Source organism: Castellaniella sp., assembly GCF_034675845.1.
Lineage (GTDB): Bacteria > Pseudomonadota > Gammaproteobacteria > Burkholderiales > Burkholderiaceae_B > Castellaniella.
On the sequence record NZ_JAUCCU010000001.1, the window covers coordinates 628,843 to 643,887 of the forward strand.

General features: G+C 53.6%; 18 protein-coding genes. 8 read left to right on the plus strand and 10 right to left on the minus strand.

Annotated features, from left to right (window positions below; translation table 11 throughout):
• Positions 1–20: 20 nt before the first annotated feature.
• From VDP81_RS03085 to mobF, 3 genes are all read left to right on the plus strand, one after another.
• A complete protein-coding gene (locus VDP81_RS03085; protein ID WP_323011505.1) occupies positions 21–650 on the plus strand; it encodes a DUF4406 domain-containing protein in 630 nt (209 codons plus the stop codon).
• Between the two features lie 8 nt (positions 651–658).
• Complete coding sequence (locus VDP81_RS03090; RefSeq protein WP_323011506.1) at positions 659–2,248, plus strand: type IV secretion system DNA-binding domain-containing protein; 1,590 nt, start codon at positions 659–661, stop codon at positions 2,246–2,248.
• Positions 2,249–2,361: 113 nt separating this feature from the next.
• Positions 2,362–5,409, plus strand: a complete 3,048-nt coding sequence (gene mobF, locus VDP81_RS03095; protein ID WP_323011507.1) for a MobF family relaxase — start codon at positions 2,362–2,364, stop codon at positions 5,407–5,409.
• Here mobF and VDP81_RS03100 read toward each other — a convergent pair.
• The 10 genes from VDP81_RS03100 to VDP81_RS03145 all read right to left on the minus strand — a co-directional run bounded on the left by VDP81_RS03100 (position 5,406) and on the right by VDP81_RS03145 (position 11,993).
• The gene (locus tag VDP81_RS03100; protein WP_323011508.1) at positions 5,406–5,612 is read right to left on the minus strand and encodes a hypothetical protein; all 207 of its coding nucleotides are present in this window, start codon (positions 5,610–5,612) and stop codon (positions 5,406–5,408) included. The two genes, mobF and VDP81_RS03100, sit on opposite strands and share 4 nt — an antisense overlap.
• 231 nt (positions 5,613–5,843) lie before the next feature.
• Positions 5,844–6,038, minus strand: a complete 195-nt coding sequence (locus VDP81_RS03105; protein WP_323011509.1) for a hypothetical protein — start codon at positions 6,036–6,038, stop codon at positions 5,844–5,846.
• 217 nt (positions 6,039–6,255) lie between these two features.
• Positions 6,256–6,897 carry a hypothetical protein gene (locus VDP81_RS03110; RefSeq protein ID WP_323012425.1) on the minus strand — a complete coding sequence of 214 codons (642 nt, stop codon included), beginning with the start codon at positions 6,895–6,897 and terminating at the stop codon, positions 6,256–6,258.
• Positions 6,854–8,200 (minus strand): ParB/RepB/Spo0J family partition protein, encoded by a 1,347-nt coding sequence (locus VDP81_RS03115; protein ID WP_323011510.1) that lies wholly within the window; start codon positions 8,198–8,200, stop codon positions 6,854–6,856. Before VDP81_RS03115 ends, VDP81_RS03110 begins: the two co-directional genes overlap by 44 nt.
• A 13-nt stretch (positions 8,201–8,213) precedes the next feature.
• Positions 8,214–8,372 (minus strand): hypothetical protein, encoded by a 159-nt coding sequence (locus VDP81_RS03120; RefSeq protein WP_323011511.1) that lies wholly within the window; start codon positions 8,370–8,372, stop codon positions 8,214–8,216.
• 75 nt (positions 8,373–8,447) lie between these two features.
• Complete coding sequence (ssb, locus tag VDP81_RS03125; protein ID WP_323011512.1) at positions 8,448–8,978, minus strand: single-stranded DNA-binding protein; 531 nt, start codon at positions 8,976–8,978, stop codon at positions 8,448–8,450.
• A 91-nt stretch (positions 8,979–9,069) separates the two neighbouring features.
• A complete protein-coding gene (locus VDP81_RS03130; RefSeq protein ID WP_323011513.1) occupies positions 9,070–9,387 on the minus strand; it encodes a hypothetical protein in 318 nt (105 codons plus the stop codon).
• A 555-nt stretch (positions 9,388–9,942) separates the two neighbouring features.
• On the minus strand, positions 9,943–10,434 hold the full coding sequence (locus VDP81_RS03135; RefSeq protein WP_323012383.1) for a JAB domain-containing protein: 492 nt from the start codon (positions 10,432–10,434) through the stop codon (positions 9,943–9,945).
• A 563-nt stretch (positions 10,435–10,997) separates the two neighbouring features.
• Entirely contained in the window at positions 10,998–11,276 is a 279-nt protein-coding gene (locus VDP81_RS03140) for a hypothetical protein (protein WP_323011514.1), read from the minus strand.
• A 48-nt stretch (positions 11,277–11,324) separates the two neighbouring features.
• A complete protein-coding gene (locus VDP81_RS03145; RefSeq protein ID WP_323011515.1) occupies positions 11,325–11,993 on the minus strand; it encodes a DNA methyltransferase in 669 nt (222 codons plus the stop codon).
• 390 nt (positions 11,994–12,383) lie between these two features.
• Between VDP81_RS03145 and VDP81_RS03150 the strand changes: the two genes are divergently transcribed.
• The 5 genes from VDP81_RS03150 (at position 12,384) to VDP81_RS03170 (ending at position 14,908) form a co-directional block, all read left to right on the plus strand.
• A complete protein-coding gene (locus tag VDP81_RS03150; protein WP_323011516.1) occupies positions 12,384–13,181 on the plus strand; it encodes a GIN domain-containing protein in 798 nt (265 codons plus the stop codon).
• 12 nt (positions 13,182–13,193) lie between these two features.
• On the plus strand, positions 13,194–13,460 hold the full coding sequence (locus VDP81_RS03155) for a ribbon-helix-helix domain-containing protein (RefSeq protein WP_323011517.1): 267 nt from the start codon (positions 13,194–13,196) through the stop codon (positions 13,458–13,460).
• Positions 13,460–13,735: a type II toxin-antitoxin system RelE/ParE family toxin gene (locus VDP81_RS03160; protein ID WP_323011518.1), complete on the plus strand. Its 276-nt coding sequence runs from the start codon at positions 13,460–13,462 to the stop codon at positions 13,733–13,735. The genes VDP81_RS03155 and VDP81_RS03160 overlap by 1 nt, the downstream gene beginning before the upstream one ends.
• A gap of 197 nt (positions 13,736–13,932) precedes the next feature.
• Entirely contained in the window at positions 13,933–14,178 is a 246-nt protein-coding gene (locus tag VDP81_RS03165; protein ID WP_323011519.1) for a hypothetical protein, read from the plus strand.
• Entirely contained in the window at positions 14,147–14,908 is a 762-nt protein-coding gene (locus VDP81_RS03170) for a Fic family protein (protein ID WP_323011520.1), read from the plus strand. The genes VDP81_RS03165 and VDP81_RS03170 overlap by 32 nt, the downstream gene beginning before the upstream one ends.
• Positions 14,909–15,045 lie beyond the last annotated feature (137 nt).

The following is a 15,045-nucleotide window of genomic DNA, read 5'->3' on the forward strand; positions in this document are numbered from 1 at the left end:
TGATATTGAGGAGCATCACCATGGCAGCAGTCAATGAGTCCATATACCTTGCAGGCCCGATGACGGGCCGAGAATATTTGAATTACCACACTTTTAATGCTGTTGCTGCCTGGGCTCGCGCCCTGGGCCGTACCGTGGTCAGCCCGGCTGAACTTGGATTGGCGCCTGACACACCCTGGGAGGATTGCATGCGTTTGGCCACGCGATCCCTGAGCCGTTGCAGCGAAATCCTGATGCTGCCTGGCTGGGAGAAGTCGCGCGGGTCACTCAAAGAAATGGATTTGGCCCAGACCTATGGCATGCCAATATCCATTTTGACATTTGATACCGTTGCAAAGAGTCTGGATGACGGCTTGCCTCGTAAGCTTGTCATTGCCACCTTGGTGTCGTTGATGCGCGCTGAACTGCTTGCGGGCAATATTGTTGAGCTTTGCCAACACAAAATTCACCCCGCAAAAACCACGGACTCTGAGATTTTTTGGGGAGTGAACCCATACGGTAACGATTTCATCGCACCCTTATCCAAGGGCCTGCAGGATTTTGCAGAGATCGGAATTTTTATCTCTGCGCTTCTTGATACCGACACCTGCTACGGTCAGTGCCCTGAAAACCTATGGCGTGCTGATGCACCCCTCCCACACAAACGATAGGTTCATTCATGTCACCTCTTACAAAACGACGCCTAGCGTCATTTTTTTTGATTCTTGGACCTATCCTGGCTTGGCTAATGATGGCCATGTATTCAAGTGGCACTGGGTTGCGTGAGCTACGCTGGCGCAGCATTTTGCATTGGGCAATGATCACGCCCGATTACCCCTTCATGTGGGGAACCTTGATCATCGGATTTTTGTTTGGCATCGCTGCAACCTTTTGGATTGGACGGGCATACAAAACAGAGGGCTTCGAAGGTGCGGGATTCACCCGATTTATCCGTGGCACCCGGGTGGTCAGCGCCAAGCGCTTGGCAAAGATATGCCGTAACCGGTGGGGCAGTACAAAGCAGCTCAACGTGGCGGGTATCCCGATGCCAAGAAAAGTGGAAAACCTGCACTTTTTAGTTGCAGGTGCTACGGGTACAGGCAAGTCCATTCTTATGCGGGATCTTGTGTATTCGGCATTGAAGCGTGGTGATCGTGCGCTGATTGTTGACCCTAATGGCGATATGCTCAGTAAGTTTTATCGCCCTGGTGACAAAATTCTAAATCCATACGACACACGCACTGAAGGCTGGGTGTTTTTCAATGACGTGCGCAAAGACTACGACTGGAAGCGGATCAGTCGATCAATCGTGCCGATGGCAGAAGACAAAAATTCTGAAGAATGGAATGATTACGGACGGCTTCTGCTCAGAGAAACAGCAAAAAAACTCTACTCTGCAGGAATCAACGACATCAAGGAGGTTTTCAATTACTGCACAATCATCGACGACAAGCAGCTTCGCGCCTACTTGACCGGCACACTGGCCGAGTCCTTATTTGCGGGTTCATCTGAGGCCAGCAAGGCTTTGACCAGCGCTCGGTTTGTGCTCTCAAATAAGCTATCGGAGCACACCAGCATGCCTGCTGGACACTTCAGCATCCGAGAGTGGATGGCAGACCCAAATGGGGGAAACTTATTCATCAATTGGCGCGAAGACATGGCCACCGCCATGAAGCCCCTGGTTTCATGTTGGGTTGATGTTTTCCTGCAAGAGCTACTGTCGATGCCGCCATCCCAACAGCGAAGGTGGGTATTGTCTCTTGACGAACTGGCTTCCCTTGATGCTTTGTCATCGTTGGTAGATGGTTTGACAAAGGGCAGAAAAGCAGGCGCCATGATTTTTGCTGGACTACAAAGTACAGCGCAGTTGGATTACATCTATGGCAAAACCATGTCACAGGTCATTCGTGCCAGCTTTCGGAGCCTGACCGTCTTAGGTGGATCAAACACCGATTCTCAAACAGCAGAAGATTTAAGCAAAGCCCTGGGTGAGCACGAAGTAGAGCGACCCGATTACTCAGTATCTCACTCTAATTCGGGGCGTAATACTTCAGACAAAATCATCCGCATTCGCGAGCGCGTTGTCATGCCTTCAGAGATCCAGAAGTTTGAAGAAATGACCGGGTATGTAAGCTTTGCAGGGAATTTTCCAATCGCAAAAGTTGAAATGAAATTCCAGCATTATGCAGAACACACGCCGGCATTTCTGGAAAACGATCAGGTGTTTGCCGTGCCTCAAAATTTGGCAAATATCCACCCTGCCCCCTGATAATTATTCACAGAACCTGTGGATAACAACCCTCACCCACTTCTGAAACCCTTGGCCTACCAGGCCTTGGGTTTTTTGGTGTTTATTTGATCGATATTGGGAATTGAATAGCCATGATTAGCGCGAAGGTACTGCACCGGGCAGATGCAGTGGATGCGGTCAAATACTATGCTGACCAAAAAGACGACTATTACAGTCACGACGGGCAAGCTGCCGTTTGGCAAGGACAAGGCGCTGCAGCCCTGGGCCTGGCCGGGGAGGTGAATCCAGCAGCATTCAAGGCGATGATTGCCGGCCATTACGGTGCCGGTATCCAGATTGCAGCCACCATTCGCAAAGACTCAAGCGCCCGCGCTGGCATTGATTTGACGTTCAGTGCGCCTAAATCTATTTCGCTGCAGGCCCTGGTTGCAGGTGATGGGCGCGTGATCGCTGCACATGACCAGGCAGTGACCGAGGCACTGCGCTTTGTAGAAGAGCAGCTGGCCATGGGTCGATACAAGGTGGATGGCCAGGCCTATGCCGAAATCACCGGCAACCTGATCATTGCTAAATTTCGCCATGAGACGGCACGCCCGACCAAGTTCTCTCGGCCAGACCCCCAACTGCACACACACGCCATCATCATGAACCTGACCCAGCGAAAAGATGGAGCTTGGGTGTCTTTGAGTAATGAAAAGATCATGCAGCTGCAGCGCATGATCGATGCGCAGTACATGAGTGTCTTAGCCACTGAGCTGGAACGCCTGGGCTACAAACTGAGGTTTGAAGCCAATCACATTGAAATTGCGGACTACACACGCCCGCAAATCGAGGCCTTCAGCAACCGGCTCCTGGACATCAACCGTGCCTTGCACGCCATCGGTTTGGATCGAATGACGGCCTCCCGTGCCCAAAAGGCATTGGCCACGATCAAGACCAGGCTATCAAAGGATCTGGTTGAATATACGCGTGAACACTTGCTATCCAGTTGGCGTTCGCTAGCCCAATCGATTGGCATTGATTTGGACAGCTGGAAGGCTCCATTGGATAAAGAAGAGCAGCAGCATGAAAAGTCCGACCAGGAGCCGGATCAGCCTCATGCACCGGACCAGCCCCATGAACCGGACCAGCCCCATGAACCGGATCAGCCCCATGCACCGGATCAGCCCCATGAACCGGACCAGCCCCATGAACCGGATCAGCCCCATGCACCGGATCAGCCCCACACCGATCTGAACGATAAAAACCAAACTGTTCCACCTACCTCTGCTGCGTTAGACGGAGGTAAAGCGGTCGATCAAAAGCAGAACTATGTTGCAAATCAAGCGATTCGCTGGGCAATCAAACATTTATCTGAACGGGAGTCGATCATGAGTGAGTCAGAGATTTTGGCAGCTGCCTTGCACCATAGTGGCGGTCGTGCGGATCTTCCCAGCCTGCGCCAAGCCCTACAGTCAAACTTGGACCGTGGTGTTTTATTAGCAGGCGATCAGATGTACCAACCGGCTGATGATCTGACATTACGCCCCATGACTCGGGCGGGATGGGAGGACACGATCAAGCTGCTTGGTCGTGATCAGAAGGAAGCATCCCGTCTGGTGACAGATGGAATCATCGCTGGTCGCCTCGTTGCGGCCGAGCCTCAATATACGACGGCTAAAGCACAGCAGCGTGAACTACAAATCTTAGCTGACGAGCTTGCCGGTCGGAAGGTATTGGCCCCTATCATGAGTGCGCAAGCCATTGATGCTGCGTTGCTCGACGAACCACTATCACCTGGCCAGCAAGCTGCTGCCCGCCTGATCCTGGGTACTGAAAATCGAATTATTGGGGTGCAAGGCTTGGCGGGGACAGGTAAGTCTCACATGTTAAATCGGACCCGAAAAATACTCGAGCATCGCGGCTACAAAATGGTTGCTCTGGCTTCCTACGGCTCCCAAGTTCGGGCCTTACGAGAGCTTGGGGTCGAAGCCAGCACCATTGCCTCGCGCCTTGAAGCCACCAAAAAAGGACGGTTTACCGGGCAAATTAACGAAAAAACCGTGTTGGTGATTGACGAAGCCGGGGTGGTCCCTGCGCGAATCATGGATAAATTGATCAAGCTGGCCGAACAAACCGGCGCCAAAATGGTGTTATTGGGTGACACTGAGCAGACACCTGCCATCGAGGCTGGAAAGCCGTTTGCACAAATGCAAAAAGCGGGCATGGCAACTGCGATCATGAGCGAGATCATCCGGCAAAAAAACCCCACCCTCAAAGCAGCCGTCGAATTGGCAGCCGCTGGGCGTGCCAGTGCATCCTTGACTCGGGTCAATGATGTCATTGAGGTTAAAGACCCCGGATCACGTTATGAAACGCTTGCCACGCGATATGCCGGAATGACTGAGCAAGACCGGGCTGCAACGCTGATCGTTACCGGCACCAATGATTCACGCAACGAGATCAACCGTGCCTGTCATTCGTTGTTGGGGCTTGCAGGCAAAGGTCGGGAGTACGATCTGTTGACCCGGCGGGACACAACACAAGCCCAGCGTCGTTACGCAAAATACTATGCAAAGGACGACATTATTCAGCCCGAACGCAACTATGCTTGTGGTCTTATACGAGGTGAAATGTACCGTGTATTGGGCGAAGGCAGTGATCATAAGCTGAAGGTATGCCACGAAGCCACCGGTGAATTGTTGGAGTTTTCACCGAGCCGCACACAAAAGATTTCGGTCTATCAGCCGGTACAAGCAGAGCTATCTGTTGGTGACTGGGTGCGTGTCACGCGCAAAAGTGCAGAGCTTGATTTAGATAACGGCGAACGATTTCAAGTCGCGGCAATTACGTCCAAATCGGTCACGATTTCAGGCAAAGGACGCACAATCACCTTACCTGCGGACTTGCCTTTGCACTTGGATCATGCTTACGCATCAACCGTTCACAGTGCGCAAGGATTGACCTGCGATCGGGTGTTGATCAACGCGGAAACCCACAGTCGTACAACCAAGCAAGATGTATGGTACGTGAGCATTTCTCGCGCCAAACATGAGGCTGTCATTTTCACGGATGACATGAAAAAACTACCGGCTGCAATTGCCCGCCGAGAGCCTAAAACAGCGGCGCTTGATCTTGTACCAAACGTGCATAAACCCCAAGTATCTTTGGTCAAAAAGGACGCTGAGTACGAGATTTAAATACCCCGACGAACTAAAAACAGGCCTTGTGCCTGTTTTTTTTGTTGCTTGCCTAGTTCTTGTGCTGGATTTGTCTGTTGTGCGTCCTGTATCTGTCTCGGTCCAGTACTATCCTCGTCTGTTTCTGTATTGAAATTGACTGTGTTTTGATTTAAGAAAGAATCTGTTTTGTCGTGTTTTGTCTTTTCGGCTTCAGATTTCATGTGTGTTTGCTTCAAAAAAACACAAGTAGGACACAGATAATATGAATCATATCAAAGCATTAGATTTGAACTGTATCAATGATGTGTTCTATTTGAAATTCATGGGTTTAGAAAAAGGTCATATAAATCAAGAAGATATTGCACCCACCAGGGTGCGTACTGTGTGTACGCCTTAAGGGACACAAATCTGAAGGATTTGAGGCTCTTAAGGGGGACTGCGGGAACGCCAGTTCACGCGGCGTATGACCCAGGGTCCCGACCACCAGGGCGGGCAACGACGCCACCCAGCAACCACAGCAGCTGCACCACGCCATAGCGACATGACGGCAGGGCAGGATGGCTGATCTGGACGCAGCGGCAAATTGCCGAAGACAAAAAAAACGCCACCAATGATGGGCAGCGGGCGCACAAGAAAATGGGCTGCATACGCAGCCCTGGTCAAGGTAGAGTTGGAGTGTTAGATCACTCGTTCAATTCAGTGGTTGTCAGTCCATGTTGGATGCTGCGGTTTCCGCAAGCAGGTCACGGGCTCGACACACCCAGGCAGGTTCGCCATGCTCTGCGGCGCGAAGGCATGTTGTGGTTTTGATTGCAGCATGATTGCTGTCCGTAGACTGGTCTGCGCCAATCCACGGACTTGTAACTACTCTGCCTGACTAGCCAACTTGATCCTCATGGGTTCTGGAAGCCATCGAGAACCTGCAAGTGCCTTTTCTGCAGCTTCAACCGCAGCCCCTTTTTTCATGGCACCCAGGGCAAGCGCGGCGTCTGCTCCGACCCCCTCGGTGACGACTTGAGTGATCATCCCTTTGCTGACATGCGCCAGGAAGGATTCACCAGTAGGGGCCCACCAATCGGCGATATCGGTTTCGGCCGTAGTTGCCAGTGCGTCCAGTGGCGTGGCGTGTTTGGTATCCTGCGTCTGAATTCCCTGCACGGTGCCTGCGATGCAGTAGGCCAGGAGATCAAGCAGGATTTGTTGATCCTGGGCCAATGCCCAAGGCAAGACCTCTGGCGTCACTTGTCCGTCTTTTGTGGGGAGAATTCCCAGCCAGTGCTGTCGCATCTGGTCCTGGGCATTGGCCGCTTTGCTGTCGTCGTAGTCTGGTGCATGTGTCCGCAGTGCTTCATTCCGCATCGAAATGCCAAGCCCAAAGCCACGCGCCCATCCGGGACCAAGTTTTTCTTGGGTAAGTTGCGCAACCAATACAGCCAGGGCAATGGCGGGCTTGCTCGCCAGATCAGCACTGACGGCACCGACTTTGTGGGCTGTTAGCTGACGCATCAGGCGCTCTGAGTAAGCGGGCCGTGTTGTTGGTGCGGGTAGTGATGTACGCAGCGCCGGGGAATCCCCCCCCCTCGTTTGCCGCCGTCTGGGCTGCTACTTGCGCCGCCCTGCGGTCTTCCGGTCGGATAAGCCCATATGTGATGTTCAATTCCCCCGTGTCACTGATGTAAGCACCGATGCCTGAGAATTTTTTTGCTTCGTCGGACCAATCTCGCGCCGAATTTTTGATTGCGTCAAGTTGATCACTCAAATCTGACATTTCATCGTTCATTTTGTCCCATGCTTCTTCATCGATCCCGTTGGGATCTTCGAGTGCATCCATTGCCGTGTCCAGGGCGTCAATCTGGGCCGTCAGCGCTTTGATTTGCGCGGTTTCGGCCTTTGTCAGCTTGCGTTCTTCGGCGTGGACACGCCCGAATTTGTTGCTATGGCCTACCCAACCGGCCTCGTCCCATGTCAGCACCGTTTCAACCCATGCCCAGCCTTCACTGTGCTGGCTCAGGTTGATCTGCATTTTTTCAAGGGCCAAGGTCTTGATGATTTCGGCATCTTGAAGATAGATACCACTCAAATCACTATCGTCTGCAAAAAGATCGCGCACCACCCTGCCCCCGGCTGCTTCATAAGCATCGAGACCCACAAATTTTGCTATGCCACGATCAGCACTGAGTGCGTTGTCTGTCAGTTTGCTGCGTATGCTTTTTGGTCGAGTATTCATACGGTCCCAGGCACCCATCCCCGCCCAAACTTCAAGCTGTCTTGCATGGTCGTCAGAAATGGTGAAGGCCATCAGCACTGAAAGAGGCATTTCCTTATTGCGGAACGCCTGCAGCAGATCGGGGGCCACAGCCGCAAGTTTCATGCGCCCCCTGACATAGCCCGGATTTCGCCCGAACCGTGCAGCGATATCCTCAATTGTGTTGCCCTGATCGATCAATTGGGCAAACGCCTCGAATTCATCGACCGGCTCCATGTCTTCACGCCCGATATTTTCTGTCAACGATGCTTCGAGGCCGTGCTTTTCTTCGATGATCAACACTGGCACAGCGCGATCATGGGGCCAGCGTCCATCCTCGATCAGAATTTGGATAGCTGCCCAGCGGCGTCCGCCGGCGACAACTTCGTACTGGCTTTTTTTCTTGGCCTTTACAACAACAAGGTTTTGCAGCAGGCCTTGGGCTGCGATGGTGTCTGCAAGCTCGGCCAGGGGCTTTTGGCCTGGAGTTTTCCGGGCCTGATAGCGGACTGACAGAAACAAGTTTTTGGGCAGGATTTCGGTACGTTCGTTGCTTATATTCATGATCACGCTCCAATCAGTGAATCGACTTGATATCGTTTGCGGCATGCTGATCTAGCAGCTTGACCAGGGCAGCAATTTCGCGGCCTTTCAGTGCAGGCAACCGCATAGGCTTGTGGGCCGCGTGGTTGTCGCGCATAAGTGCTGCGAGTTTGGTAAGATCATGGTTAATCATCGCTTTTGCTCCTTACAGTGGTAGCGGTGTTGCCCCTGGGTCGGTTGCTGCCGTCCAGGGGCTTTTGGTTTTAGGTTAAATGCAGGCCCAGACGCGACCGGCACCGAGGCAAGAAAACGGGATGTCGTCGTCCATGTCGTTCAGGCCACCGGACGATGGGGCTAACTGTGGTGCGGCAGCAGGTGCAACGGGGGGTTTCTGTTGGGGTGCTCGGCGTGCTGGTGCCTGGGAAAACCCGGTGTCACCGTCCGGTACGTCGCTGACGGAATCGCGCCCACCCAGCATCTGCATCTGATCGGCAACAACTTCTGTGCTGTAACGGTCAGCGCCGGTGTCCTTGTCCTGCCATTTGCGGGTTTTCAGGCGGCCTTCGACGTAGACTGACCGGCCTTTTTTCAAGTATTCCCCGGCGATTTCGGCCAAGCGGTTGTAGAAGACGACGCGGTGCCATTCGGTTTCTTCACGTCGTTCGCCGGTGGCTTTGTCTTTCCATTGGCTGGTGGTGGCGATGGAGACGTTGCAGATGGCAGTACCATCGGGGCTATAGCGGACTTCGGGGTTGCGCCCCAGGTTGCCGACGAGGATGACTTTATTGACTGATGCCATGGTGATGCTCCTAGATGTTTTCCGTGGATGGGAAGTTCAGCGACAGCCGCTGTCAATGCCCTGACCCGCAGAGCATTGGCCGCAGTTGTCTTTATCCATGGTGCGGGCATGGGTGCCCGTGCAAGTTGTTACAGCCGGAACATGCATTCATTTCGGCCAACTCCTCTACCCAATCTATGGCATCGTTGTAAGCCTGTTCGGCTATTTCCAAAGCTGCACTACGCTGCCCGCCCAGAAACGCCTGTTTCAAATCCGGTTCATCGATAAATAGGTTAGGGACGGGGCTGCTATAGTTGACGTATCCGAATTCGTTCGCTTCTTTCAAGGCGAACAGCCCCAAAGAACTCCAGTGATTGACCTTTGCAATTGCGTAATCGATCCTGATGTCTAGTGCTTGTTGGATGTTCATTTCCGTGGTTCCTTTGAAAAACGTTTCCGGGTTTGGTTTTGTCTGCTGACCGAGCCTGAAGATTGTTAGCCCGGATGGTGATTGGGTGGGATTGCTGGATTTTTCTTTCGCGGTTGTTGCCGCCGATCCTGTGAGTTGCTGAGCCCGTGCCGTCGATTACTGAGCTGACGCTGTACGGAGCAGGACCGTGGAATAAATGGGGGGGACCCGCTTGCGGGGGGTTCCCGTTTATGCCGCGAAAGCCTGCGCAGTGCAGAGGCAGGGCAGTAACGTCGGCGTTTTCGGGCTCAGCGGCTTGCAGGATTGGTGGCATGCGATGGAGGTGGCAGCAAGCGCCACCCGCCGCGCGGCGAGCGCCCCCAGCTGTGCGCCAGGCGCACAGCTCTAACCTGGCCAACGGCCAGCGCAAGCGAAGCGCGCAGCGCCGTCAGGCGCGAAGGCATGAGGGATGAAAGCCCGTAACCGCAGGTGCAGGGTCAGGACCCGGAACGGGGTCTGACCCTGCCAGCCCGACCCCGGCGCCGTGGGCGCCGGGGCATGCACCAAGGGCTTGGATCAACACTGACCGCGTTCTGCGAGTGAAACAGCGTCTGTGGCGCTGACAATGACATGATCCAGCAGGCGCACATCGACCAAACTTAGGGCTTGCTTTAGTTGCGCGGTCAGGGCCAGGTCTGCGCGGCTGGGTTCTGGGATTCCTGACGGATGGTTATGAGACATGATGCAAGCTGCCGCGTTCAAGCAAAGGGCAGTTTTGACGATTTCACGAGGGAACACACTTGCGGTAGACAAGGTTCCATGTGCGAGCTCTACATATTTGATCAGCCGCATTTGTGCATCGAGAAACAGCATCGCGGCGCACTCATGACCCAGGCCGGTTAATTTAGCCTGAAAGAATTCTTTGACGGCTTTGGGTTGTTCCATTGGCGGGCCACTGGCTAGCAAGCTATTGGCAGCATTTCGCCCAGCAGCGAGAATCTGTGCATCAGACGCGACCTGGTAACCGCCTTCGTTATTGCGCACATATAGGTCTTGCACCTCGTTCATATCACTATGGTTCAGAGCAGAAAAAGCATCAAAATTCAAGATGGTTTGCATGACTTTGGTCCTAGATATTGCGTCTGAAGTAGAAATATTTTGTCTGCTGACCGAGCCTGAAGATTGTTAGCCCGGTCGTAATCGGTGGGATTGCTGGATTTTTCTTTCGCGGTTGTTGCCGCCGATCCTGTGAGTTGCTGAGCCCGTGCCGTCGATTACTACGCAGACATGGCGCGGAGCAGGATCGTGGAATAAATGGGGGGGACCCGCGAATGCGGGGAGGCGACCTTTTATGCCGCGAAAGCCTGCGCAGTGCCGGGGCGGCGCAGTAGCGTCGGCGTTTTCGGGCTCAGCGGCTTGCAGGATTGGTGGCATGCGAAGAAGGTGGCAGCAAGCGGCCACTGATGCCGCGCGGCGAGCGCCCCCAGCTGTGCGCCTAGCGCACAGCTCTAACCGAGTCCTGACGGCAAGGTTTTCATCAGATCGACGACTGAACCCATCACCCATAGTGAGGACTTGGCTTGGCTGTCAGTGGTATAAAAAGTGGGGGCCGCAGAAGCGGCCCCCGCTTTTTATGGGCTCAGCTGCTTGGCCAGCTCTGTGATGTTGAGTTCGCGGGCGGCGATTTCTTCAAGTATTGGATTCGGCAGAACGGCGATGAACGCGGCGTGACGCCGATCCAGCTCTATTTTTGCCAACTTGGCCCATTGCTGGTCGCGGTTGAGTAGTTCCATGTTGTTCGGGTTGCTACGAGCATAGCCGCGCATGTAGTCCAACAAGTCAGCGGTGTTCTTTGTCGTCACGGTGGTCTCCGTTGGTGGTGGCCGGGCCCAGATGGCCTGGCCGGTCATTACTGGTTCTGGCCGACTTTGCCGACCAGGTAGGGCTAGCGGAACTTACTAAGCTGCCCATCGTTCTTGCTGATGCCCCCTGCCCTGCCAACCGATGGCTGTGATTCGTTGCTCTGCGGCCGCGTGATACTTCCGATCGAGCTCAATTCCGACAAACCGTCGGCCTGTTTGCAGGGCGGCGACGCCGGTAGAGCCAGAACCTGCAAAGGGGTCGAGCACAATGTCTCGGGGCTTGCTGAAGGTTTCGATAAGCGTGGACAGTATCGAGACTGGCTTTTGTGTCGGATGAAAGCGATTGCCCGAGTATTGCCAAGGCATGACGTCGCTGGGCGGATTGTCCGGCAGATCCGGCATCCCCTTGGCCAGCAGGTAAGCAGACTCATGCTGATAGCGCAGAAACCGACTTTTAGATGCGTAGGGCTTTGCAAAAACGATGTGCCCCACAACGCGAAAGCCTGCTGCCCGCCAGGCGCCGGAAAACTGATCAACCTGGTTCCAGCCGTAAAAGGATATGCACATCGTGTTTTGGCGTAGCACCCGATGGACTTCTTGAAACGCTGGAATCAGCCAACTGCCCTCTTTATCGCCCTCGATCGTTCGCCCGCTGCGGTCTTTGTAGTTGACTAGGTACGGTGGGTCAGTGAGAACCAGATCGACACAGCGATCAGGAAAGGTGGGCATGATGTCGAGGCAATTACCCTGGATGATTCGGCTCATGTTGCTGCTCCTTGTGGCAGCAGCGCGTCGGTGTTGCGCGCTGCACTGCACGAGGCAGGCAGGCGCAACCAGATCAGTGCGGGGTCCAGGGACCGTGGAATAAATGGGGGGACCCGCGCTAGCGGGGGGCACCCTTTTATGCCGCGAAAGCCCTGGACGGGCTGGCTTGGCTACACTTTAGGAGCCAAAGCCTGCACATCCCCGCGAAGGCTGGGGGCGACAGTATGCGTCGTGTAGTGCAGCCCCCATATGCGCAAAGCGCTTGCTTCGGGGCCTTGATGAGGCAGTGCTATCCCGTTAAAAACGGGTAGTTCAATGCGCTAATTTGCTTGATAGATTTATAATTAATCACTATGATTAAAATCAAATCATATGTGGAGGGTTTGGCTAATGAATACTTCCCCGCATAACACGGCAAACGACAAAAGCGATTCGGCTTGGGATCGTGCGGCGAATTTTGAAAAAGAGAATCGCCCAATGCTCACCATCAGCAAGATCGTGATCAAAGGTTCGGTCGATGTCGTTTTTGTTCGTGAGGCAGCGCCTCACCTAGTTGTTGCCGGCGAAAGCCCAGAGGTGATTCGCGGCATCAAAACCCGTTTCAACGGCGATAAGCTGATCATTGAAGATGAAGTCTTTTCTATTACTAGCAGCGGTGAAGCCATTGGAGTGCATCAGTCTGCAGGAGTGAACACCGGGGTGATGCAGGTTTTTTATGGTTCTGTTGGGCAGGTGGCTGGTCGCAGCATCCACGTTGTGGGCTCTGGCAATATTGTGTCTGGTAACGATATGCGTGATGCTGATGGTGCACTCGTTTTTGTGCGGGGCATCGTTCGTGTCGCGCTGCCGGCAGCTCCCAGCATTCGCATCAAGGGCAGCGGGGATGTGACTTTGTACGATCTACAGCAGGATGTACTTGATGTGGGTATTCGGGGATCAGGCAACATCACAGCTTTCGGGCAGGTTGGCCACCTGGTGATCAAGGTGGCCGGGTCAGGCGATGTAGACGTCAGTGAACTCGTAGCCACGTCCGCTGATTTTTCGATAGCGGGCTCGGGCGATATTGACGCCTACGTCACTCACTCAGTGAAGGCACGCATTGCCGGGTCTGGGGACATCGTAGTGCGCGGCAACCCGACTGACCGCGACCAGGCAGTAGCTGGATCTGGCGAAATTGAATTTCAATAGGAGAGGTTAATAATGACCGCAACCACCAAAGTGCTGACTGCCCATGTTTCGCTTCAGCTCGCTGAGAAAGTGGATCAACTGGCTTTACAGCTTGATCGTTCACGCGGCTGGATCATTAAGCAGGCGCTTTCAGCTTGGGTAGCTCAGGAAGAAGAACGCGATAAGTTGACCCGTGAGGCACTGGCTGACGTAGATATCGGGTGCGTCATTGAACACCATGACGTACATGTGTGGGCAGCTAGCCTTGGTACTGATGAGCCCTTGCCGGTGCCCCGTTGATGGAATTGAAGTGGACTAGCAAGGCGCTCTCCGATTTGGCGCGCTTGTACGAATTCCTGGCGCCGATGAACAAATCAGCAGCCGTGCGTACCGTGCAAGTGCTGACCAAAGCGCCAACCATTTTGCTGACTAACTCGCGCATCGGCGAACAGCTTTTTCAGTTTGAGCCTCGCGAGGTGCGAAAAATTCTGGTTGGAAAATATGAGATTCGCTACGAACTCCAGGAATCGATCATTTACGTGCTGCGACTGTGGCATACACGAGAGGACAGGTGAAATGACTTCGTGAATTGGAAGGACTCGCCAGAGTCCTTCCCGCGATATTTTTTGCTGACACATAACTCATTGATATTGAGTAGATTTCCAAAGAAATGTATAATTGAACAATGAATATGAACACTCGCTACAGCCTCAAATCTTCGCCACTGAGCCACGTATCAAAGAGGCGGAAAGTGGGGACCAAGGCATCACAAATGAAACGTCGGCGCTCGACGGTGACATCAGTTTTTGTTCGTGCTTTGGCTCGCCGTGCGGGCATTGCATACACAGCGACGTTCGCAGACAAATGGGCAGTTGATGTCACCCGCCTGGCGGGTGATATCGTCCAAAGCGATTCCACTGATGATTTGCTTGTTGCCCTGGCTCGCTCTGGGAAAATTACAACTGCCGAGCAGCTGAGTATGCTCGTTGCGCATCATCGCCGTGTCCGGTCAGTTTGATCCCTTTGGCGATTTCGCCACAGCTGGTTATCTGCGAAATTCGCAGCGTGAGAAAGATCCTGCAGTCATCAAGGTTTTGGAGCATCAGATTTATAGGACGATGTTGCCAAAGGCTTTAAATTTTCTAGCCGGATTGCGCCGAATCGAGTATGCGGATTTTCTGCAGGTTCATCGGATTCTGTTTGAAGACCTTTATCCGTGGGCTGGTCAGGATCGCATGCAGACTATGCCAGATCGTGCTGTTGTCAAGGGAGAGGTTCGTTTTTGTGACCCTCTTGAATGCGAACGTGCTGTGCTCCATGGCTTGGAGTTGGCACAGGACAAAGGTTTGATGGTGAGTCAGCCTGGCCTTGTCATGGGCCTGTTTGCTTATGGCCATCCATTTTTGGATGGCAACGGACGTACGATGCTGCTGGTGCATGCGGAACTTTGTTCGCGTGCTGGTATGTCGATTGACTGGCATAAAACCAACAAAAACAGCTATCTTACCGCCCTGACAAGAGAGATTGCCGACCCAAATGGCAATCACTTGGATGCATACTTGCAGCCCTTCATTGGCCCACCGATTCCTCGTGCGCAATGGCTTCAGGCAGCTTCAGACTTACGTGGTCTTGAAGGCGGTGCTGGGCCTGCTAATGAGTACGCACCAAGATATACAGACCCGGGGGTTATGGCTCAACAGAAAGAATTTGAGCGACTCCGAGGCTATGACCTAGACATGGGTTTCTAGGCATTTCGAGGTCTGGATTTCAAACTGTATTTCATATTGATTGCTGGCTGGGGGCCTGTGGGCATGTGGTAAAAGCGGGTCTGCCTGTGGGCAATACCTGTGGTCAGGCGGTGGGCAGCGTAGCTGTCCACGGTCTG

Bases quoted from the DNA above. Each gene is read 5' to 3' on its own strand.
- VDP81_RS03135 (WP_323012383.1), bottom strand. From the start codon at position 10,434: ATGAACGAGGTGCAAGACCTATATGTGCGCAATAACGAAGGCGGTTAC.
- VDP81_RS03120 (WP_323011511.1), bottom strand. From the start codon at position 8,372: ATGATTAACCATGATCTTACCAAACTCGCAGCACTTATGCGCGACAAC.
- VDP81_RS03160 (WP_323011518.1), top strand. From the start codon at position 13,460: ATGGAATTGAAGTGGACTAGCAAGGCGCTCTCCGATTTGGCGCGCTTG.
- VDP81_RS03115 (WP_323011510.1), bottom strand. From the start codon at position 8,200: ATGAATATAAGCAACGAACGTACCGAAATCCTGCCCAAAAACTTGTTT.
- mobF (WP_323011507.1), top strand. From the start codon at position 2,362: ATGATTAGCGCGAAGGTACTGCACCGGGCAGATGCAGTGGATGCGGTC.
- VDP81_RS03155 (WP_323011517.1), top strand. From the start codon at position 13,194: ATGACCGCAACCACCAAAGTGCTGACTGCCCATGTTTCGCTTCAGCTC.
- VDP81_RS03165 (WP_323011519.1), top strand. From the start codon at position 13,933: ATGAAACGTCGGCGCTCGACGGTGACATCAGTTTTTGTTCGTGCTTTG.
- VDP81_RS03110 (WP_323012425.1), bottom strand. From the start codon at position 6,897: ATGCGTCAGCTAACAGCCCACAAAGTCGGTGCCGTCAGTGCTGATCTG.
- VDP81_RS03105 (WP_323011509.1), bottom strand. From the start codon at position 6,038: ATGCAGCCCATTTTCTTGTGCGCCCGCTGCCCATCATTGGTGGCGTTT.
- VDP81_RS03145 (WP_323011515.1), bottom strand. From the start codon at position 11,993: ATGAGCCGAATCATCCAGGGTAATTGCCTCGACATCATGCCCACCTTT.
- VDP81_RS03085 (WP_323011505.1), top strand. From the start codon at position 21: ATGGCAGCAGTCAATGAGTCCATATACCTTGCAGGCCCGATGACGGGC.
- VDP81_RS03090 (WP_323011506.1), top strand. From the start codon at position 659: ATGTCACCTCTTACAAAACGACGCCTAGCGTCATTTTTTTTGATTCTT.
- VDP81_RS03130 (WP_323011513.1), bottom strand. From the start codon at position 9,387: ATGAACATCCAACAAGCACTAGACATCAGGATCGATTACGCAATTGCA.
- VDP81_RS03150 (WP_323011516.1), top strand. From the start codon at position 12,384: ATGAATACTTCCCCGCATAACACGGCAAACGACAAAAGCGATTCGGCT.
- ssb (WP_323011512.1), bottom strand. From the start codon at position 8,978: ATGGCATCAGTCAATAAAGTCATCCTCGTCGGCAACCTGGGGCGCAAC.
- VDP81_RS03140 (WP_323011514.1), bottom strand. From the start codon at position 11,276: ATGACCGGCCAGGCCATCTGGGCCCGGCCACCACCAACGGAGACCACC.
- VDP81_RS03100 (WP_323011508.1), bottom strand. From the start codon at position 5,612: ATGAAATCTGAAGCCGAAAAGACAAAACACGACAAAACAGATTCTTTC.